Here is a 20,879-nt window from a genome sequence, read left to right on the forward strand (position 1 = left end):
ACCAAGGGGACCTGATGAGTACAGGGAACGAACGGTCGGCGGCCGGGGCGGTCGCCTACCGGGAAGTGTCGGACAGCAAGGGCCGCGTCTACCGCGTCGGCGAGACGGACCGGGATCTCCTGGGCCACTCGCGCAAACTCATGGTGTATCTGCCGTGGGTCGCGATGATGGCCATCAGCGTGTCGGAGTACGCATACGGTTCGGCCGAGGACACTCTCTCCTCGGCTCATGGGTGGACGCAGAGCAACACCTTCTGGATTCTGAGTGTCTGGGTCTTCTTCCAGGCGGGAATCGCCTTCCCCGCGGGCTGGATGCGGGAGAAGGGGATACTCAACGCCCGCCGCGCGACGGTTCTGGGCGCCGTTCTCTGTCTCGTCGGTTTCGTCGCACTCGCCCATCTCGACAATGTCTTCCTGGCGATCTGCGGTTTCGGCGTCATCGGCGGACTCGGCTCCGGCCTCGTCTACGCCACCTGTATCAACATGGTCGGCAAGTGGTTCCCCGAACGGCGCGGTGCGAAGACGGGGTTCGTCAACGGCGGGTTCGCCTATGGGTCGCTCCCCTTCATCTTCATCTTCAACTACGCCTTCGACACCTCCAACTGCGCCGAGGTGCTGGATCTGATCGGTGTCTATGTGCTGATCGCCGTGGTGATCTGCGCGTGGTTCTTCAAGGACCCGCCGAAGAACTGGTGGCCGTCGGAGATCGACCCGCTGCACTTCACGGGCGACCGGAGGAGCGCCCGGAGTCTGGCCAAGAACCCGCCCGCGGTGAAGCAGTTCACCCCGAAGGAGGCCATCAGGAGCGGCATGCTCCCGCTGATGTGGGTGGCCGTGGTCATCACCGCCGGGGTGTCGATATTCGGCATCTCCTTCCAGGTCGACTTCGCGAAGGAGGTGGGCTTCGGTCCGCTGGTGGCGGCGACGTCCATGGGGTTGATGGCCGTGGTGAACGGCGTCGGCAGGGCGGTGGTGGGCTGGCTGTCCGATCTGTGGGGTCGGAAGCTCACCCTGTTCTTCGTCATACTCGTCCTGGGTCTCGCGCAGTTCGGCGTGATCTGGGCCGGTGACATCCACAGCGAATGGCTGTTCCTGGTCTTCGCGTTCCTCTCCGGATTCGGCGGCGGTGCGTTCTACCCGATGTTCGCGGCCCTGACCCCGGACTACTTCGGAGAGAACTACAACGCCACCAACTACGGTCTGGTGTACAGCGGCAAGCTGGTCAGCGGACTGTTCGGCGGCGGGCTCGGGTCGACGGTGGTGGACGCCTGGGGGTACAACGGCGCGTACGCACTCGCCGGAGGGATCTCCATGGTGGCCGCGGTCATCGCACTGCTGCTGAGGCAGCCGGGGCGGCCACGCGCCGCCGACATCGCTCCGAACCCGCTGCCGGTCAGCAGGGAAGCCGTCTGATCCGGGCCGTCACCAGCGTACGGAGCAGCGTGTACGGAACGGCGTGTACGCAACGGCGCAGCGCAGCAAGTGGCCCTCCGCGCGGCTCGGTCCGAGCCGCGCGGAGGGCCGCTGCCGGATAGCCGGCCATGCCTCCGGGATCCGGGTGTTCAGCCCTTCTCGCGCTGGTGGTAGCTCGTACGGGTGTGCTCCGTGTGCGCCTGCATGACCGATGTCGCGGCCGCCTCGTCCCGTGCCGAGATCGCCGCGATCAGTGCCCGGTGCTCGGTCCAGGACTGTTTGCCGCGCCGTCGGGCGACCGGCTGGTAGTACCAGCGCACCCGGCGGTCCACCTGGCCGGCCAGCTCCGACAGGACGACATTGCCGGCCAGTTCCATGACCTTGGCGTGGAACTCGGCGTTGGTCGCCACGGCCAGGTCCACGTCGTCGTCGGCGACCGCCCGCTCGCCCTTGGCGCACAGCTTCTCCAGCGCGGCGATTCCCGCGGACCCGGAGTTCGCCGCGGCCAGCCGTGCGGCCTCCGCCTCCAGAAGCGTACGGACCGAGAGCAGCTGGTCGGCCTCCTGCTCGGTGGGCTCGTGGACGAACGCGCCCTGTGCGGGCCGCAGATCGACCCATCCCTCGGTGTTGAGCCGCTGGAGTGCTTCGCGCACGGGCTGCCGGGAGACGCCGAGATGGCCGGCGAGTTCGCTCTCGACCAGATGCTGGCCCGGGGACAGCGCCCGTGTGGTGATGAGTTCGAGCAGCGCCTCGTACACCCGCTCACGCAGCGGTCCCGGCCGCTCAAGCTTCGGTACGGCCCCTTGCGGCAGTCCTGTGGACAACATCGCGGTCCCCCTTCTGACCCCGGAGGAGCCAGCGGCGTGTCGGCGTAGAGCAATTGGCTATCGTCTACAGTCTACCGAGCGCAACGGGCCGTAACCGAACTACCCGGCCTCAGTGACGTACCTTCACCGGCCGGCGGCGGTCACGGGCAGCGGACGACCTGTCCCGCGTACGAGAGGTTTCCGCCGAAGCCGAAGAGCAGGACCGGCGCGCCGGACGGGATCTCCCTCCGCTCCACCAGCTTGGACAGGGCCATCGGAATGCTGGCCGCCGATGTGTTGCCGGAATCGACCACATCACGGGCGATCACCGCGTTCACCGCACCGATCTTCGCGGCGAACGGCTCGATGATCCGCAGATTGGCCTGGTGCAGTACGACGGCCGCCAGCTCCTCGGGGGTGACACCCGCCTTCTCGCAGACCTTGCGGGCGATCGGCGGCAGCTGGGTGGTGGCCCAGCGGTAGACGGACTGCCCTTCCTGGGCGAAGCGCGGCGGTGTCCCCTCGATCCGTACGGCGTCCCCCATCCCGGGGACCGATCCCCACAGCACCGGGCCGATGGCGTCCTCCGCGCACGCCTCGATCACGGCGGCGCCTGCCCCGTCCCCCATCAGGACACAGCTGGAGCGGTCGGTCCAGTCGGCGATCTCGGTCATCTTGTCGGCGCCGATCACCAGGGCACGCCCGGCGGATCCGGCGCGTACCGCGTGGTCGGCGACGGCCAGGGCGTGGGTGAAACCCGAGCAGACGACGTTGACATCCATGGTCGCGGGCGAGCCCATGCCCAGCTTGGCGGCCACCCGCGCGGCCATGTTCGGCGAGCGGTTGATCGCCGTGGAGGTCGCGACGATGACCAGGTCGATCTCGCCCGGCGCGAGTCCTGCACCGGCGAGGGCCTTGGCTCCGGCCTGGGCAGCGAGTTCGTCCACCGGCTCGTCGGGTCCGGCGATGTGGCGGGTCTTGATGCCCACCCGGGTCCGGATCCATTCATCGCTGGTGTCGACAAGGGCGGCTACATCGTCGTTGGTGAGCACCTTGGCCGGCTGGTAATGGCCGAGTGCGGCGATGCGTGTTCCGGTCATGCCCGGGACCCCTCTGCTGCTGATGTCAGGAGCCCTCCAGTCTCGTCAGCGACTCACGGGTACGACGGCATGTAAAGCAACAGGATTCGGGCGTTCCTCTTGGAGGCTTCGGATCACTTCCGGGCGTGGACCGGGCAGCGGCGGCGGACAGGGAAGCGCGTCAGCACCCTTGTCGACCGAAGCCCGATACTGTAGACACTATTTTGTCGACAGAATATGGGCGCGTCGACACGTCATGAGCACTCCGAGTGATCACCCGGTTTCCATCGGTACGTACGACCGAACGGAGAGCCCTCGTGAAAGTCGCAGTTCTCGGCGCCGGAGCAATCGGCGCCTATGTCGGAGCGGCACTGCACCGCGCCGGCGCCGATGTCCATCTGGTGGCCCGTGGGCCGCATCTGGCGGCCATGAGGCGGGACGGGGTGCAAGTCCTGAGCCCGCGTGGTGACTTCACCGCGCGGGTGCACGCCACGGACGACCCGGGAGCCATCGGCCCGGTCGACTATGTCTTCCTCGGCCTCAAGGCCACCTCGTACGCGGCGTGCGGGCCGCTCGTCGAGCCGCTGCTCCAGCGGCACACCGCACTGGTCGCCGCGCAGAACGGCATCCCCTGGTGGTACTTCCACCGGCACGGCGGCCCCCACGAGGGCCATCGGATCGAGAGCGTCGACCCGGGCGGGGCGGTCAGCGCCGTCCTGCCACCGGAGCGCGCGGTCGGCTGCGTCGTGTACGCGGCGACGGAGCTGGCCGGGCCCGGGGTGGTCCGGCACCTGGAGGGGACCCGGTTCTCCATCGGCGAGCCGGACCGTTCGACGTCGCGGCGCTGCCTGGACTTCAGTGCCGCCATGACGGCGGGCGGCCTCAAGTGCCCCGTGGAGGGCGACCTGCGCAAGGACATCTGGATCAAGCTGCTCGGCAACATCTCCTTCAATCCGCTGAGCGCCCTCACCCGGGCGACCATGCGTCAGATGTGCGTCCACCGCGACACCCGCCGGGTCATCGAGGTCATGATGGCCGAGACGCTCCAGGTCGCCACGGCGCTCGGCAGCCGCCCCGACATCTCCATCGAGAGGCGGCTGGCCGGCGCGGAGCGGGTGGGCGACCACAAGACCTCCACGCTCCAGGACCTGGAGAAGGGCAAGCCGCTCGAACTCGACGTGCTGCTCGCGGCGGTGGTCGAGCTGGCCGGGGTGACCGGGGTGCCGGTGCCCACGCTGCGGACCGTGCACGCCATGGCGGACCTGCTGAGCCGGTCGACGACGGCCGCACCGGCCACATCCGCTCCGACGAGCGCGACCACCACAGCCGGCTGATCCGGCCCGGCCGGACCGCAAATCCCTTGCGAGGGGCTTCCGTTCGGCCGGCGCCTACAGGATACTGTATGCAATTGGGCGCTGAATCATCGCTGATCATCTCCATGAGGAGCGCAAGCGTGAAGAAGCGAGACCGAACCCCGAAGACCTACGCCCGGCTCACCCACCCCCTGATGCGCGACAGCAACGGAGCACTGCGCAGGGCCAGTTGGGACGAGGCGCTGGAGCGGGCCGCGGAGGGATTCCGGGCGGCGCGCGGCGCCTTCGGGATGTTCTCCTGCTCCCGGGCCACCAACGAGATGAACTATGTGGCGCAGAAGTTCGCCCGGGTCGTGATGGCCACCAACAACGTCGACTCCTGCAACCGCACCTGCCACGCACCCAGTGTCGCGGGGCTGTCGGCGGCGTTCGGATCCGGCGGCGGCACCTCGTCGTACGGAGAGGTCGAGCACACCGACCTGATCCTGATGTGGGGCTCCAACGCGCGGTTCGCCCATCCGATCTTCTTCCACCATGTACTGAAGGGGATCAGGAACGGCGCCCGGATGTACGCGGTCGACCCGCGCCGCACATCGACCGCCGAGTGGGCGGAGAGCTGGCTGGGGCTGAACGTCGGCACCGACATCCCGCTGGCGCACGCCGTGGGCCGCGAGATCATCCACGCGGGCCTGCACAACAGGGCGTTCATCGACCGGGCCACGACGGGGTTCGACGCGTACGCCGCCGAGGTCGAGCCCTGGACGCTCTCCGCCGCCGAGCAGGTCACCGGCGTACCGGCGGAGGCGATCCGCGACCTGGCGCACGCCTACGCACGCGCCGAGCGGGCCCAGCTGTGCTGGACGCTGGGGATCACGGAGCACCACAACGGCACCGACAACGTACGGGCGTTGATCAACCTCTCGCTGCTGACGGGGCACGTCGGCCGGTACGGCTCGGGCGTACAGCCGCTGCGCGGGCAGAACAACGTGCAGGGCGGCGGCGACATGGGCGCCATCCCCGACCGGCTGCCCGGCTTCCAGGACATCCTGGAACCGGCCGTCCGCAGCAAGTTCGAAGCCGCCTGGGGCACGGTCATCCAGCCTTCGTACGGTCTCAATCTGACCCGGATGTTCGAGGCGATGGAGAGCGGCGACCTGAAGGCCGTCTACTGCGTCGGAGAGAATCCGGCGCAGTCGGAGGCCGACAGCGAACAGGCCATGGACCGGCTGCGGCGGCTCGACTGCCTGGTCGTGCAGGACATCTTCCTGACGAGGACCGCTGAACTGGCCGATGTGGTCCTGCCGGCGACCGCCGCCTGGTGCGAGACCGAAGGCACCACGACCAGCAGTGAACGGCGGGTGCAGCGGGTGCGCAAGGCGGTCGGCCCGCCCGGCGAGGCGCGCGAGGACATCGAGATCATCTGTGACCTCGCCGGGCGGCTCGGCCATCCCTGGAAGTACGCCGACGCGGAGTCCGTCTGGAACGAGCTGCGGTCGGTCTCCCCCCAGCACTGGGGCATGACGTACGAGCGGCTGGAGGAACACCAGGGCATCCAGTGGCCGTGCCCGGACACCGGGAAGCTCGAACCGCCTTTCCTGCACGCCAGGTTGTGGGAGCCCGATCCGGGACGGCGGGGGCGGCCGGCGCCGTTCGGAATCGTCCGGCACGACCCGCCGGTCGATCTCACCGATGAGGGCTTCCCGATCCGGCTGACGACCGGGCGGCGGCTCGACTCGTACAACACCGGTGTGCAGAGCGGCAGTTTCGCCTCGCCACTGCGGCGGGGCGAGTACATCGAGCTCTGCCCCGAGGACGCCGCGGCGTACGGGGTGGAGGCGGACGAGGAGGTACGGATCGCCTCACGGCGCGGTTCGGTGGTCGCCCCGGTGTGGATCGACCCCGGTCTGCGTCCCGGTCTTGCCTTCATGACGATGCACTTTCCGGACGAGGTCGACACCAACCAGCTCACCATCGAGGCAAACTGCCCGATCGCCGGCACGGCCGAGTTCAAGGCGTCGGCCGTCCGGATCGAGAAGCTGTCCGCCGCGGCCGTGCCGGACAGCGGCGCGGCTGTGAGGAGCTGACGCAGTGGACCTGCACTTCGGTGACTGCAAGCCGACCGACGAGGAGCGGGAGGCGGTCGACGCACTGCTCGGACCGCCCGCTTCGGCCTGGGAGGGCGGGGCGGAACGCGGGGAGGCGGATCTGCGCTGGGCGGTCGGCGGCCGGGCCGCACGCGAGCGGCGCGATCTGCTGCTGCCGGCTCTGCACGCGGTCAACGACCGGACGGGCTGGATCAGCGAGGGGGCGCTGGACTATGTGTGCCGCAGGCTGACCGTGCCGCCCGCCGAGGCGTACGGGGTCGCCACGTTCTACGCGATGTTCGCGGTCCGGCCCCGGCCGGCGACAGTGGTGCACGTCTGTACGGACCTGGCCTGCGCGGTGAAGGGATCGGCCGGGCTCCGCGCGGGGATCGAGGAACGGCTGGGCGCCGCCGGCACGGCCGCCGGGGGTGTCACCTGGCAGCCGAGTCCGTGTCTGGGGCTGTGCGAGCGGGCTCCGGCGGCGCTGGTGCTGCGGGCCGGTGAACCCGCGCCCGTGGCCGGGACGGAGGGACCATCTGACGGGCGCGGCGCCCTGCGGCACCGGGCCTCCGCCGTGGTCGCTCCCGCCACCGCCGAAGGTGTCGCGTCGGCCGCCGGAGCTCCGGAGGCGGCCCCATCCGAGCCGTCCGCCGCCATGGCCGTACCGCAGGCCGGGCAGGACGGGCTGATCCTCCTGCGGCGGGTCGGCGTCGTCGATCCGGCCTCACTGGACGACTACCGCGCGCACGGCGGCTACTCCGCCCTGCGCCGGGCCTTCGCCCTCGGTCCGGCAGGGGTGATCCGCGAGGTGACCGACGCCGGGCTCGCCGGACGCGGCGGCGCCGCCTTCCCCACCGGCCGCAAATGGCAGGCCACCGCGGCCCAGCCGGACCATCCGCACTATCTCGTCTGCAACGCGGACGAGTCCGAACCGGGCACGTTCAAGGACCGGGTGGTGATGGAGGGCGACCCGTACGCCCTGATCGAGGCCATGACCATCGCCGGGTACGCGACGGGCGCCCACCGGGGATACCTCTACATCCGCGGCGAGTACCCGTCGGCCGTGGCACGGCTGGAACACGCCATCGGCCGGGCCAGGTCCCGCGGCTTCCTCGGCGATGACGTCCTGGGGCAGGGGTACGCGTTCGACATCGAACTGCGGCGCGGCGCGGGCGCGTACATCTGCGGCGAGGAGACCGCCCTGTTCAACTCGATCGAGGGCTACCGGGGCGAGCCGCGGTCCAAGCCTCCCTTCCCGGTCGAGAAGGGCCTTTTCGGGAAGCCGACGGCGGCCAACAACGTCGAGACGCTGGTCAATGTGGCGCCCATCCTGACGATGGGGGCCGAGGCCTACGCCGCGATCGGTACGGAGGGGTCCACCGGGCCGAAGCTCTTCTGCGTCTCGGGACGGGTGGCACGGCCCGGGGTCTACGAGCTGCCGTTCGGTGCGACCCTCGGCGAGCTGCTGGATCTTGCGGGCCGGCCGGAGTCCCTGCGGGCCGTGCTGCTGGGCGGAGCCGCGGGCGGCTTCGTACGCCCGGACGAGCTGGACATCCCGCTCACCTTCGAGGGGACCCGCGCGGCCGGGACGACACTCGGTTCCGGTGTCGTCCTCGTCATCGACGACACCGTCGAGCTGCCCCGGATCCTGCTGCGGATCGCGGAGTTCTTCCGTGACGAGTCGTGCGGTCAGTGCGTGCCCTGCCGGATCGGGACCGTACGGCAGGAAGAGGCGCTGCACCGGTTGCTCGACCGCGGCGGGGCCGGCGCAGCCGCCGATGTGGCGCTGCTGCGCGAGATCGGGCAGGCGATGAAGGACGCGTCGATCTGCGGGCTCGGGCAGGCGGCCTGGAGCGCCGTCGAGTCCGCGATCGACCGCCTCGGCGTCTACGGAACACCCGTGTACGGAACACCGCAGGGATCAGAGGCCGGGCAGGGACCGAGGGGTGACCAATGACCGCCGTACCGCTGCAGCCGCCGAGGCGGCTCATCGAATTCCGCCTGGACGGGCAGGACACCCGGGTTCCCGAGGGTTCCACGATTCTGGAGGCGTGCCGGGCGGCCGGAAAGGACATTCCGACGCTCTGCGAGGGCGACACGCTCACCCCCAAGAACGCCTGCCGGGTGTGTGTGGTCGAGGTCGAGGGTGCCAGGACCCTGGCACCGGCCTGTTCGCGCCGGGCGGAGCCCGGTATGGCGGTGCGGACGGACACCGGTCGCGCCCGGCACAGCCGGAAGACCGTCCTCGAACTGCTGGCATCGGCGACAGACCTCTCCACCACTCCGCGCGCCGCCGAATGGATCAAGGAGTACGGTGCCGAGCCGGGCCGTTTCGGGACGGATGCGGCGCGGCTCAATGAGGAACCGAAGGTCGACAATGACCTGTACGTCCGCGACTATGACAAATGTATCCAGTGCTACAAGTGTGTGGACGCCTGCGGTGACCAGTGGCAGAACACGTTCGCGATCTCGGTGGCGGGCCGTGGCTTCGACGCCCGTATCTCCACCGAGCACGACGCACCGCTCACCGGTTCGGCGTGTGTGTACTGCGGCAACTGCATCGAGGTGTGCCCGACCGGGGCGCTCAGTTTCAAGTCGGAGTTCGACATGCGCGAGGCGGGAACCTGGGACGAGTCGGCGCAGACGGAGACGACCACGGTCTGCGCCTACTGCGGGGTGGGCTGCAACGTCACCCTCCATGTCCAGGAGAATGAGATCGTCAAGGTCACCTCGCCGCACGACAACCCGGTGACCCACGGCAACCTGTGCATCAAGGGCCGCTTCGGCTTCCAGCACGTGTCGCAGCGCTGACCGCAGCAGTACTGATCGCCGCAGCTCTGATCACCGCCGTACCGATCGAAGAGTAGGACTGATTCCCATGGGCCGGGTCACCGAACGCCGCCGCACCATCCGTATCCGGGACGGAGCGGTGACGACCCGCCCCGACACCCTGGTGGCCGAGGAGCCGCTGGAGATCCGGCTGAACGGCAAGGCTCTCGCCATCACCATGCGCACCCCGGGCGACGATTTCGCGCTGGCCGCCGGCTTCCTGGTCAGCGAGGGCGTGCTCGGTTCGGCGGACGAGCTCCAGTCGATCGTGTACTGCGCGGGGGCCACCGCCGACGGCTCGAACACGTACAACGTGGTGGACGTCAGGCTGGCGCCGGGCGTCGAGCTCCCGGACATCACGCTGGAACGCAACGTGTACACCACCTCGTCGTGCGGGCTCTGCGGCAAGGCCAGCCTGGACGCGGTCCGGACCACCGCGCGCTTCCCGATCGCCGACACTCCCCCGGTCCGGGTGGAACCCGATGTGCTCTCCGTCCTCCCCGACCGGCTGCGGGCGGCACAGCAGGTGTTCGACCGGACCGGGGGGCTGCACGCGGCCGCGCTCTTCACGCCGGAGGGCGAACTGCTGGACATACGCGAGGACGTGGGCCGCCACAACGCGGTGGACAAGCTGGTCGGCCGGGCCCTGCAGAACGGCCTGCTCCCGCTCTCGCAGGTTGTTCTCCTGGTCTCCGGGCGCGCCTCATTCGAACTGGCCCAGAAGGCGGTGATGGCGGGAATCCCGGTCCTCGCCGCCGTGTCCGCGCCGTCCTCGCTGGCCGTCGACCTGGCCGCCGAGTCCGGCCTGACCCTGGTCGGTTTCCTCCGTGGCTCCTCCATGAACGTGTACGCGGGTGACGAGCGGGTCGCCCTGCACTCCGGGGTCTGACACGCCCCGCGGCACGGGTCGGCGGACCGGCCGGCGGGGAGCGCCCCCTGCGCCGGCCGGCCCCGGGCCCGCCCGTCTGCGGCCGCCCCCCGAAGGGAGGCGGCGAGCGCTGTCGCTGTGCCGTACGGCGGCAGTACGGTCAGGGGCATGACCCGCCAGCCGTCCGCAGCCCAGCGCCGGGCGATCCGCACCGCCGACGCCGAGTCCGGACTGCTCCGGGGCCCCGCGGCGGCCCTCGCCTCGCTGGTCACCCAGGGTCTCGCGCTGCGCCACCCACGGCCCCCGCACCGGCACTATCTGACGCCGGCCGGGCAGCGGCTGCGGGAACGGCTGGACGCCGAGCCGGTCAGGCTGGTCCCGCAGCCGGACCCGGACCCCGAGCCGGACCCGGACCCCGCACCGGCGCCGGGATCCGGGGCCGGGGAGCCGACCGGCATCTTCCACGCCCGCACCGCCACCGGGGACACCGGAGCCCCGGCCGATCCGGACCCCCTGCGGGAACGCGAGGTGCGCAGCGCCTGGGCCGGTCTGGTCGAGATGCGCCGGGTCACCAACCCGGACCGCTCGGTGGAGCGGCCGTGCGACTGGGAGCGTACGCATCTGACGCAGGCCGCCGCCCTCGCCCTGGAGGCGGGCTGCTGCCGCGGCTATCTGGTGAGCGAGTCGGCGCAGCCCCAGGCGGTCCGGGTGGACGGTCCGGACTCCCGGGCGTACGCCGAAACGCTGGAGCGTGCGGGCTGGCAGACCTCGGCACATGCGGACCGGCGGGCGGGCGCGGCCTATCTGCTGGCCTCACCCCGGCGCGTCTGACCGCCCGGGGACCACCTCTGCGGGATCACTTCTGGGAGATCACTTCTGGGAGATCACTTTTCCTTGCCGGCCGTGCCGTCGGGCGCGTGCACGATCCGGGTGAGCAGTGCGGTGAGCTGGGCCCGTTCGGCCGGATCGAGCGGGGCGAGCAGTTCGTCGTTGGCGGCGTCGCCCAGCTCCTCCAGACGGCGCAGCGCGGTGCGCCCCGGGGGCGAGACGGCGATCGCGTTCTTCCGCCGGTCCGCGGGGTCGGCGGTGCGGGTGACCATGCCCTTGTCCTGGAGTTCGTTGAGCACCGTGACCATGTCCTTGGGGTCGATGCGCACCGTACGGCCCAGCTCCGCCTGGGACACGGGTCCGAGCGCGGCGACGGCGGTCAGCACCACATGGTGCGGCAGCCGCATCCCCTCACCGGCGAACGAGTCGGCGAGCAGCCGGTGTCCGCGGGCCGCTGCCCGGCCGAGCAGCCAGCTGGGGAGAGCGGTGATCCGGGCGAGGGCGGGAGGGGTGTCGGGAGTCATGAGGAAACCCTAGCGCGAAACCATTGGGCCTCCCAATGAAAATCAGATACCGTTGGGGCTCCCAACGACATCGCTCCCACGACACCGCTCCCCCACGACTTCTGGAGGCACCCATGCGCCGTGTTCGGTACGACAGGAACGGCGGGCCGGACGTCCTGTACCTGGAGGACGTTCCCGCCCCCGAACCCGGACCCGGCGAACTCCTGGTGCGCTCGGAGGCGATCGGCGTGACCCTGCCGACCGTACGGAAAGTGCGCGAGGGCAGTGAACCCGCGCCGCTGGGCGGGGAGATCGCGGGCACGGTCGTCGCCGTCGGGGCCGGGGTCGGCGGCTTCTCGGCCGGCGACCGGGTGACCGGGCTCTGCTTCGCCGGTTCCTATGCGGACCTCGCCGTCCTGGCAGAGCCGTTCGCCACCAGGATCCCGGAGCACGCGAGCGCGGTGGACGCCGTGGCCCTGGTGCGCAGCGGGCTGGTGGCGCGGGGCGCGCTGGCTGCCGCCAGGACCCGCCCCGGCGAATCGGTGCTGGTGACGGCCGCGGCGAGCGGCGTCGGCCATCTGGCGCTCCAGCTCGCCCGGCTGGACGGTGCCGCCCGGGTGGTCGCCGCCACCGGCTCGCCGGAGAAGTCGGAATTCCTGCGGGGGCTCGGCGCCGACGCGGTGGTGACCTACGACGCCCCGGACTGGGGCGAGCCGGTGGACGTCGTCGTGGACGGGGTCGGCGGAGCGCTGCTCACCCCGGCGGTCGCGGCCCTCGCGCCGAACGGACGGCTGGTCGCGTTCAGTTCGGGTGGCGGCACCCTTCAGGCGTACGACCTGCTGACCGGCGCCAAGTCGGTCATCGGGTTCCAGATGGCGCTCATCGCCAGGAACGAGCCCGAGCTGTACGCGAGGTGGTGCGCCGAACTGTGGGAGCTGCACCGCACCGGGCAGCTGCGGGCCGCCGTACACGCCGAGGTCCCGCTCGAAGAGGCCGCGCGCGCCCACCGGTTCATCGAATCCCGTGCCAATCTCGGCAAGGTGGTGCTGGTCACGTCATAGCGGTCTGGGCGGATTCGGTCTGCACGGCCTCTTCGGGCAGCGGGTCGCGCGAGCGGCGCTTGGCGATCACCGCGCAGACCATCAGCTGCATCTGGTGGAAGAGCATCAGCGGCAGCACCGCCAGCGAGGCCTGTGCGCCGAACAGCACGCTCGCCATGGGCAGTCCGGCCGCCAGGCTCTTCTTCGACCCGGCGAACTGGATGGCGATCCGGTCACCACGGGCGAAGCCGAGCCGCTTGGCCCCGTACCAGCTCAGGGCGAGCATGACGGCGAGCAGCACCGCCTCGGCCCCGAGCAGCCCCAGCAGCCGGACGAAGCTCACCTGGTGCCAGACACCGCGCACCATGCCCTCGCTGAACGCGGCGTAGACGACCAGCAGGATCGAGCCCCGGTCGACATAGCCGAGAACCTTCTTGTGCCGTACGAGGAAGCCGCCCACCCAGCGGCGCAGCAACTGTCCTGCCACGAAGGGCACCAGCAGTTGCAGCACGATCTTCAGCAGGGAGTCCGCGGAGAAACCGCCCCCGCTGCTGCCCAGGACCAGCGCCGCGAGCACCGGGGTCACCACGATGCCGGCGAGCGAGGAGAAGGAGCCGGCGCAGATCGCCGCGGGCACATTGCCGCGGGCGATCGAGGTGAAGGCGATCGACGACTGGATGGTCGACGGCACCAGGCAGAGGAAGAGCAGCCCGTTGTAGAGCTGCGGCGTCAGGACGAACGGTACAAGTCCCTTCGCCGCCAGACCGAGCAGCGGGAACGCGACGAAGGTGCAGGCCAGGACGGTGAGATGGAGCCGCCAGTGCTTCAGCCCCTCGACCGCCTCGGCGGTGGAGAGCCGGGCGCCGTAGAGGAAGAAGAGCAGGGCCACCGCTCCGGTCGACGCACCCCCGGCCACATCGGCCGCCGTGCCGCGGGCCGGCAGCAGCGCCGCCACGGCGACCGTGCCGATCAGAGCCAGGATGTACGGATCGATCGGCAGCCAGGACGGAAACTGCATCTTGCGGCGGCTCATGTTCTCCACTTGCTCTCGGGGTGCGGAACGTGCCCTCTCCATCGTCCACGCGATATCCATGATCGGGAATCCTGCATACCACTCTGACTGACATCACGATGCGCGATAACCTATGGATCATGTACGACCCCGCGCAGCTGCGTACCTTCCTCACCGTGTCGCAGACCCTGAGCTTCACCCAGGCGGCCCACCGCCTGGGGCTGCGCCAGTCGACGGTGAGCCAGCATGTCCGCCGGCTTGAGGACGCGACGGGCCGGATGCTCTTCACCCGGGACACCCACAGCGTGGAGCTGACCGAGGACGGCGAGGCGATGCTCGGCTTCGCCCGGACGATCCTCCAGGGGCACGAGCGGGCGGCGGCGTTCTTCGCGGGCACCCGGCCGCGCGGCAGGCTGCGGTTCGGCGCGTCGGAGGACTTCGTACTGACGCGGCTGCCGGAGATCCTGGAGTCGTTCCGCACCGAGCACCCCGAGGTGGATCTGGAGCTCACCGTCGGCCTCTCCGGCATCCTGCACGAGCAGCTGGCGGCGGGCGCGCTCGATCTGGTGCTCGCCAAGCGGCGCAACGGGCACAGCCACGGCGAGCTGGTCTGGCGCTCCGCCCTCACCTGGATCGGCGCCCCCCGGCTGCGCATCGACCCCGATCGCCCGCTCCCGCTGATCCTCTTCCCGCCGCCCGGCATCACCCGCGCCCGTGCGCTGGAGGTGCTGGAGGAGGACGGCCGCGCCTGGCGCATCGCCTGTACGAGCACCAGCCTCAGCGGACTGATCGCGGCGGCCCGCGCGGGCCTCGGCATCATGGCGCACACCCGCGGCCTGATCCCGCCCGGCCTCACCCAGGTCCCGGCCAGGGCCGGGCTGCCCGACCTCGGGGACGTGGACTTCGTCCTGCTGCACGGCCGTGCGGGCGGAAGCGCCCAGGAGGCAGCCGACGCACTGGCGTCGGCGATCCTGGCGGGCGCCGACCGGCTGCACCACCAGGCCTAGCCGGAGCGCTCCGGGGCCTGGCCTGATCCGGACGAAAGCCCCTAGGAGACCGTGCGGCCGGTGAGCCGCTCCTCGTACGTGAGCTGCTTGACCCGGCGCAGCATCGGTGTGCACTCCACGTGCTGGACCCCTTCCAGCCGGCCGAGGCGTGCGCTCACATACGCGTACAGCTCGGGGGTGTCGCGGCACACCACCACCGCGAACAGATTGCACGGCCCCGAGACGGCGCTCGCGGTGGCCGCTTCCCGGTGGGTCGCCAGCGCCCGCCCGACGGAGTCCAGGGCCGAAGGGGCCGCGGTGATCCACAGCAGGGCCGCGATCCCGTACCCGAACTGCTCGGAGTCGAACTGCACATCGACGAAGAGCGTGCCGGAGCCCAGCAGCTGGTCGAGCCTGCGGCGCACCGCCGACTCCGAACGGCCGGTCGCCTTCCGGAGTTCGGCGAAGGTGGCGCGGCCGTCGCGTTCGAGCGCGGCGACCAGCGGTTCGTCGTCCGCGGTGATGCCGGAGTCCGTGGCGGCGGCGCCATCCGTCCGCCCGGTCCCGGACGGACGGAGCGCCGCCACCTGTGCGTCGGTCAGGGCGCGGCTCTTGCCGAGCCAGCCGGCGGGGCCGCCGTAGAAGCGGTGCAGCAGCTGGTGGGCCCTGATCTCGGTGATGCTCGGGGTGCGCGGCAACTTGCCGAGCAGCAGCTCCTCGTGTTCGCCGCGGGTGCGCGCGCTGGTCTGGCCGACGACTTCCGTACCGCCCGACGTGAGTCCGATCCAGGCGGTGTCGGGGCGGCGGGCGAGCGCCCTGGCGATCGAGTCGGCGGCGTCGGGCGCACAGCGCAGCCGGAGCATCCAGGTGTCCTGGCCGAGGCTCGCCGCGTCACGGACCCCGACCACCCGCAGACCGCCTTCGGTGTGCAGCCGCCGGTACCGGCGGGCGACCGTCTGGTCGGAGACACAGAGCACGCCCGCGAGTCGGCTGAAAGAGACACGTGCGTTGACTTCGAGCCCGTGCAGCAGCTGGAGGTCGAGCTCGTCGAAGTCATGCGATTCCACCCGGATCTCGCCTCCTGATGTCGGGTTCCGGCGAATATCCGGCTGTGGTTAACGGATCCCGCCGTACTTCACCGATCGTACGGGTGACCGGAAACAGTACGGACCACCGGTCGTGGAACACGGCACACCGGGAGAGAACGAATGCGTAAGTGGGGGCCGCTCATAGCGGTCTGTCTGGGCACCTTCATGCTGCTGCTCGACGTGACGATCGTGATCGTGGCACTGCCCGACATGGCGGGTTCGCTGCATGCGTCGCTCTCGGATCTCCAGTGGGTGATCGACATCTATGCGCTCGCGCTCGCCGCGCTGCTGCTCGGCGCGGGGGCGGCGGCCGATGTCACGGGGCGGCGCAGGCTGTACGCGGCGGGCACCGCGCTGTTCGCGCTGGCCTCACTGGCCTGCGGCCTCTCGACGAGTCCGGCGATGCTCATCGCGATGCGCGGGCTGCAAGGGGTGGGCGGCGCTGCCATGTTCGCGACGACCCTCTCACTGCTCGGCGCCGCCTACCAGGGGCGGGACCGCGGCGTCGCGCTCGGGGTGTGGGGCGCGGTGAGCGGCGCCGCCGCGGCCATCGGCCCGGTGCTCGGCGGGGTGCTGACGCAGTCGCTGGACTGGCGGTGGATCTTCTTCGTCAATCTGCCGGTGAGCGCGGCGGCCATCTGGATCACGCTGCGTACGGTCACCGAGTCGCAGCGGCAGACCGACCGCAAGGTCGACTGGGCCGGTACCGCGGCCTTCGCGGTGTTCGCCGGGGCCCTGACGTTCGCCGTGGTGCGCGCGGACACCGTGGGCTGGACCTCCGGACGTACCGGGGCCGCCGTGGCCGTCGCCGTGGTGGCGCTGGCCGCGTTCGTGGTCGTCGAACGGCGTGCCGCCCATCCGCTGCTCGACCTGGGGCTGCTGCGCCGGCCGTCGTTCGCCGTGGTGATGGTGGGCGCGCTGGCCTTCAACGCTGCCGCCTTCGGCGTGCTGCCCTACACCTCGATCTGGCTCCAGACGCTGCTCGGGATGAGCCCGGTACGGGCGGGGCTCGCCGTACTGCCGCTGGCCGTAGCCTCGTTCGTGGTGGCGGCGCTCGGTGGCCGGCTGCTGCACGGCAGGTCGCCCCGGCTGGTGATCGGCGGTGGTCTTGTCCTCATCGGGGCAGGGGCGCTGGCCCAGGCCACGCTGGACGCGGGGTCGGACTGGACCGGTCTGTCGGCCGGACTCGTGCTGGCCGGGATCGGGGTCGGCCTGGTGTCGCCGGCGCTCGCGGGCGCGGCGCTCGCCTCCGTACCGCCGCGCAACGCGGGTATGGCGGGCGGCGCGGTCAACACCTTCCGCCAACTCGGGTTCGCGCTGGGCGTCGCGGTGTTCGGCACCGTGCTCACCTCGCGGATGGAGGGGGCCCTGCCCGGCCCCTCCGCGCAGGCGCACACCGCCGCCCATGTCCTGGCGGGCGGCGGAGCGTCCGCGCTGCGCTCCCGGATCCCGGATGCGACGCTGCACAGCGCCTTCGCGTCGGGGCTCAACGGCGCCGCGCTCATCGCGGGCATCCTGGGCCTGGTGGCCGGGATCGCCGTACTGGCCTTCCTGCGGCCCGCGCCGGCCGCGCCCGCGCCGGTGGTGCGCACCGAGGAGCTGGAGGTCGCCGCGGCCCGGTGACCCTGGCCCGTCCCGGGACAGCGCACGGCAACGCGGAGGGTGCCCGAACGAGTCGTTCGGGCACCCTCCGCGTTGTCCCCGGCTTCTGCATTTTCCGGCCACCTCGTGACCGTCCGTGACCACAGGTGACACCCCCGCGGTCACAGCGGGATCACAGCGACGTCACGGGACGCTGCCGCCGACGGAACGTGCGGCCCACATGACCTCCGCAGGTCACAGGGGTTGAGCGGCCTCCGTGCCTTCTCCGTACAGATTCGGTGGAGATTCCACCTCGCGGAACTTACCGTTCGGTCAGGAGGGTGCCCAACGCTTCGCCATCTGGGTACATTTCACCTGCTGGGCCCCTCCAGAGCCTCGCGATATCCCCACATTCCGGTCACCGGACCCCTCTCCCGCCGGAACTCGCGTTGGGGTAGCGTCACGGCGCTGTGCGGAGCGTCACATAGGAGCAGGTCATTTTGCGCGAGTTCACTGTCCCACCCATAGTGACGGCGCCCCAGGTCGGCGGACTGGCGGACGTCGTGTTCGAGCACGCCGAAGACGATCCCCACCGGTCTGCCCTCGGCCGGAAGGAGGACGGGCGCTGGTACGACATGTCGTCCGGCGAGTTCCGCGACCAGGTGCTCGCGCTCGCCAAAGGGCTGCTCGCCGACGGAGTGCGCTTCGGCGACCGTGTCGCGATCATGTGCCGGACCCGCTACGAGTGGACGCTCTTCGACTTCGCCCTCTGGGCCGTGGGCGCCCAGCCGGTGCCCGTGTACCCGACGTCGTCCGCCGAGCAGGTCTTCTGGATGCTGTACGACTCCGAGGTCAGCGCCTGCATGGTCGAGCACGAGGACCACGCCATGACCATCGGCTCGGTGATCGACCGGCTGCCCAATCTGCGCAGACTCTGGCAGCTGGACGCGGGCGCGCTGGAGGAACTGCTGGCTGCGGGCGTCGGCATCGACGACGAGGTGGTGCACCGCCACCGGCGGGCCGTGACCCCGGAGTCCGTCGCCACGGTCATCTACACCTCCGGCACCACGGGCCGCCCCAAGGGCTGCGTGATCACCCACGCCAATCTGATGTACGAGGCGGACACCATGGTCGCCCGCTGGGAGCCGGTGTTCCGCTCCAAGCGCGGCGAGACCTCGTCCACCCTGCTCTTCCTGCCGCTCGCCCATGTCTTCGGCAGGATGGTCGAGGTCGCCGCCATCCGCGGCCGGGTCAAGCTGGGCCACCAGCCCGAGCTGGCGGCCCGTGCGCTGCTGCCCGATCTCGCCGCCTTCCGGCCGACGTTCATCCTCGCCGTGCCCTACATCTTCGAGAAGGTCTTCAACGCCGCACGCCGCAAGGCCGAGACCGAGGGGAAGGCGGGGCCCTTCGACAAAGCCGTCGAGGTGGCGGTGCGCTATGCGGAGGCCCTGGAGCACAAGGCGTTCGGGCTGGGCCCTGGCCCCTCGGCGAGCCTGCGGATGCAGCACCAGTTCTTCGAGAAGGTCGTCTACGCGAAGGTGCGCGCGGCGATGGGCGGCCGGGTGCGGCACGCGATGTCCGGCGGCTCGGGGATGGACCGGCGGCTGGGTCTGTTCTACGAGGGCGCCGGTGTCTCGATCTACGAGGGGTACGGGCTCACCGAGTCGACGGCGGCGGCCACCGCCAACCCGCCCGAGCGCACCCGCTACGGCACGGTCGGCCAGCCGATCCCCGGCAACACCGTGTACATCGCCGACGACGGCGAGGTGTGGGTGCGCGGCCTGAACGTGTTCGGCGGGTACCTCAACTCCCCCAAGGCGACCGACGACGTACTCCACGAAGGCTGGCTCTCCACCGGCGACCTGGGCTCGCTGGACGACGACGGTTATCTCACGATCACCGGCCGCAAGAAGGAGATCCTGGTGACCTCCGGCGGCAAGAGCGTGTCGCCGGCCGGGCTGGAGGAGCGGGTACGGGGCCATCCCCTGGTCGGACAGTGCCTGGTCGTGGGCAACGACCGGCCGTACATCGCGGCGCTGGTCACGCTCGACCAGGAGGCGGTCGCCCACTGGCTCTCCCTCCACGGCAAACCGCAGATGTCCCCGGCCGCCCTGGTGCGTGATCCGGAGCTGGAGACCGAGGTCCGGCGGTCGGTGGTGGCGGCGAACACCCTGGTGTCGCAGGCCGAGTCGATCAGGACGTTCCGGATCCTCGCTCATCAGTTCTCCGAGGAGCACGGTCTGCTCACCCCGTCGCTGAAACTCAAGCGCAAGGCGATCGAGACGGCGTACAGCGAAGAGGTCGAGGCGCTCTACCGCTGAAGACCGGACAGGACGCGCGCCGTCAGGAGGGGTACGGCGGGGCGGCGGACAGCAGGGGCCTGCCCCCGCCGCCGGCCGCCCCGACCCGCCCCCACCCCCGTCCCCCGCTCTCAGCCCGTGTACTTGACGGCGATCTTGGTGAAGGCGTACGGCGACTGGGTGATCCCGCTGCACGCGTCCGTGTCGCTCCCGGACCCGCACTGGCGGTCCCGGTTGACCGCCCAGAAGGCGAACCGCGCGATGTGGTGCTGCTGTGCGTAGCCGAGGATCGTGTTGAAGTCCCCGGTGGTGACGGTCTCGTCGGTGTCGTCCGTCTTCCCGTTCATCGACGAGACACCGATGTGCCGGTACGCGGTGGCGTCGTCGTAGCCGTACGCGCTCTTGACCGCCGCCTTGAGACCGTCCATGGCCCCGACCGTCGCCTGGCCCATCGAGCCGCTGTGGCCGCCGAAGTCGAACGGCATGATCACCCAGGCGTCGTTGGCCAGTCCGGCCGCCGCGCCCTTCTTGATGAGGTCCTTGCCGGTGGCGTCGGGACCGTTCGGGGTGGTGCCCATCGTCACGTACGTCACGATGCCGGCGTTCTTCGACTTGACGATCTTCAGCGCGTCGACGACGCGCCGGCGGACCGTGCTGTTCGTGAACTCGGTGTCCTCGATGTCGATGTCGAGCGCCTTGAGGCCGTAGGCGTCGATCACCTTCTGGTAGGCACCCGCCAGGGCCGACGCACTGGAGCACTTCTCGCCGAGCTTGTTGCCGCTCCAGCCGCCGACCGAGACGACGACATCGCCACCCTTCGCCCGGATCGCCTTGATGGCGGCCTCGTCGGAGCCGCCCTTCAGCGCCCGGTCACCGTCCCACTTCGGGTTGCAGCCGCCGTCGGAGAGGACGAAGGCGAGGGTGAACCACTTCACGCCGGTCGCCGCCATCACATCCGCCGGCTTCTGCGGGCTGCCCCAGCCGAGGTATTCGTACGGGGCAGCCGCCATGGCGCCGGGGGCTGCCGCCGGGGCGGTGGACCGCGCGGCGCTGGCCGCAGGGGCAAGCGCGACGAGGGAGACCAGGCCGAGGGCCGCTGCGGGTACCGCCGTGACTCTGCGCATGTGGGGGTGGTCCTCTCGGAACAGTG

17 protein-coding genes are annotated in these 20,879 nt (G+C 70.7%); 11 read left to right on the forward strand and 6 right to left on the reverse strand.

Annotated features, from left to right (window positions below; all coding sequences use genetic code 11):
* Positions 1–14: 14 nt before the first annotated feature.
* Positions 15–1,412, forward strand: a complete 1,398-nt coding sequence (locus OG385_RS02190) for an OFA family MFS transporter (protein WP_266851294.1) — start codon at positions 15–17, stop codon at positions 1,410–1,412.
* Between the two features lie 149 nt (positions 1,413–1,561).
* Here the strand turns inward: OG385_RS02190 and OG385_RS02195 are convergent, their stop codons facing one another.
* Positions 1,562–2,239 (reverse strand): GntR family transcriptional regulator, encoded by a 678-nt coding sequence (locus OG385_RS02195; protein ID WP_266851295.1) that lies wholly within the window; start codon positions 2,237–2,239, stop codon positions 1,562–1,564.
* 140 nt (positions 2,240–2,379) lie between these two features.
* The gene (locus tag OG385_RS02200; protein ID WP_266851297.1) at positions 2,380–3,318 is read right to left on the reverse strand and encodes a beta-ketoacyl-ACP synthase III; all 939 of its coding nucleotides are present in this window, start codon (positions 3,316–3,318) and stop codon (positions 2,380–2,382) included.
* A 296-nt stretch (positions 3,319–3,614) separates the two neighbouring features.
* Here OG385_RS02200 and OG385_RS02205 point away from each other — a divergent pair, with 296 nt between their 5' ends.
* The 6 genes from OG385_RS02205 (at position 3,615) to OG385_RS02230 (ending at position 11,222) form a co-directional block, all read left to right on the forward strand.
* The gene (locus OG385_RS02205; protein ID WP_266851299.1) at positions 3,615–4,631 is read left to right on the forward strand and encodes a 2-dehydropantoate 2-reductase; all 1,017 of its coding nucleotides are present in this window, start codon (positions 3,615–3,617) and stop codon (positions 4,629–4,631) included.
* Between the two features lie 104 nt (positions 4,632–4,735).
* The gene (locus OG385_RS02210) at positions 4,736–6,694 is read left to right on the forward strand and encodes a molybdopterin oxidoreductase family protein (protein WP_266851300.1); all 1,959 of its coding nucleotides are present in this window, start codon (positions 4,736–4,738) and stop codon (positions 6,692–6,694) included.
* Between the two features lie 4 nt (positions 6,695–6,698).
* The gene (locus OG385_RS02215) at positions 6,699–8,651 is read left to right on the forward strand and encodes an NAD(P)H-dependent oxidoreductase subunit E (RefSeq protein WP_266851302.1); all 1,953 of its coding nucleotides are present in this window, start codon (positions 6,699–6,701) and stop codon (positions 8,649–8,651) included.
* Positions 8,648–9,505, forward strand: a complete 858-nt coding sequence (locus OG385_RS02220) for a 2Fe-2S iron-sulfur cluster-binding protein (RefSeq protein ID WP_266851304.1) — start codon at positions 8,648–8,650, stop codon at positions 9,503–9,505. Before OG385_RS02215 ends, OG385_RS02220 begins: the two co-directional genes overlap by 4 nt.
* Before the next feature lie 67 nt (positions 9,506–9,572).
* Positions 9,573–10,412: a formate dehydrogenase accessory sulfurtransferase FdhD gene (fdhD, locus tag OG385_RS02225; RefSeq protein WP_266851306.1), complete on the forward strand. Its 840-nt coding sequence runs from the start codon at positions 9,573–9,575 to the stop codon at positions 10,410–10,412.
* A gap of 147 nt (positions 10,413–10,559) precedes the next feature.
* Positions 10,560–11,222 (forward strand): hypothetical protein, encoded by a 663-nt coding sequence (locus OG385_RS02230; RefSeq protein WP_266851308.1) that lies wholly within the window; start codon positions 10,560–10,562, stop codon positions 11,220–11,222.
* A 53-nt stretch (positions 11,223–11,275) separates the two neighbouring features.
* On the opposite strand, the gene OG385_RS02235 is transcribed toward OG385_RS02230, so the two are convergent.
* Positions 11,276–11,743, reverse strand: coding sequence for a MarR family winged helix-turn-helix transcriptional regulator (locus OG385_RS02235; RefSeq protein ID WP_266851310.1), 468 nt, complete (start codon positions 11,741–11,743; stop codon positions 11,276–11,278).
* 113 nt (positions 11,744–11,856) lie between these two features.
* Between OG385_RS02235 and OG385_RS02240 the strand changes: the two genes are divergently transcribed.
* Positions 11,857–12,783, forward strand: a complete 927-nt coding sequence (locus tag OG385_RS02240) for a zinc-binding dehydrogenase (RefSeq protein WP_266851312.1) — start codon at positions 11,857–11,859, stop codon at positions 12,781–12,783.
* Here OG385_RS02240 and OG385_RS02245 read toward each other — a convergent pair.
* The gene (locus OG385_RS02245) at positions 12,773–13,795 is read right to left on the reverse strand and encodes a bile acid:sodium symporter family protein (RefSeq protein WP_266851314.1); all 1,023 of its coding nucleotides are present in this window, start codon (positions 13,793–13,795) and stop codon (positions 12,773–12,775) included. The genes OG385_RS02240 and OG385_RS02245 overlap by 11 nt on opposite strands.
* Before the next feature lie 119 nt (positions 13,796–13,914).
* On the opposite strand from OG385_RS02245, the gene OG385_RS02250 reads away from it, so the two are divergent.
* Complete coding sequence (locus OG385_RS02250; protein ID WP_266851316.1) at positions 13,915–14,781, forward strand: LysR substrate-binding domain-containing protein; 867 nt, start codon at positions 13,915–13,917, stop codon at positions 14,779–14,781.
* Positions 14,782–14,822: 41 nt separating this feature from the next.
* Here OG385_RS02250 and OG385_RS02255 read toward each other — a convergent pair whose 3' ends face one another.
* Positions 14,823–15,833, reverse strand: coding sequence for an Lrp/AsnC family transcriptional regulator (locus OG385_RS02255; RefSeq protein WP_266860568.1), 1,011 nt, complete (start codon positions 15,831–15,833; stop codon positions 14,823–14,825).
* A gap of 135 nt (positions 15,834–15,968) precedes the next feature.
* Between OG385_RS02255 and OG385_RS02260 the strand changes: the two genes are divergently transcribed.
* Positions 15,969–17,471, forward strand: coding sequence for an MFS transporter (locus tag OG385_RS02260; protein WP_266851318.1), 1,503 nt, complete (start codon positions 15,969–15,971; stop codon positions 17,469–17,471).
* A gap of 458 nt (positions 17,472–17,929) precedes the next feature.
* Positions 17,930–19,750 carry a long-chain fatty acid--CoA ligase gene (locus tag OG385_RS02265; protein ID WP_266851319.1) on the forward strand — a complete coding sequence of 607 codons (1,821 nt, stop codon included), beginning with the start codon at positions 17,930–17,932 and terminating at the stop codon, positions 19,748–19,750.
* A gap of 110 nt (positions 19,751–19,860) precedes the next feature.
* Here OG385_RS02265 and OG385_RS02270 read toward each other — a convergent pair whose 3' ends face one another.
* Positions 19,861–20,853 (reverse strand): glycosyl hydrolase family 18 protein, encoded by a 993-nt coding sequence (locus tag OG385_RS02270; RefSeq protein WP_266851320.1) that lies wholly within the window; start codon positions 20,851–20,853, stop codon positions 19,861–19,863.
* Positions 20,854–20,879: the final 26 nt, after the last annotated feature.

The organism is Streptomyces sp. NBC_01306 (genome assembly GCF_026340465.1).
Lineage (GTDB): Bacteria > Actinomycetota > Actinomycetes > Streptomycetales > Streptomycetaceae > Streptomyces.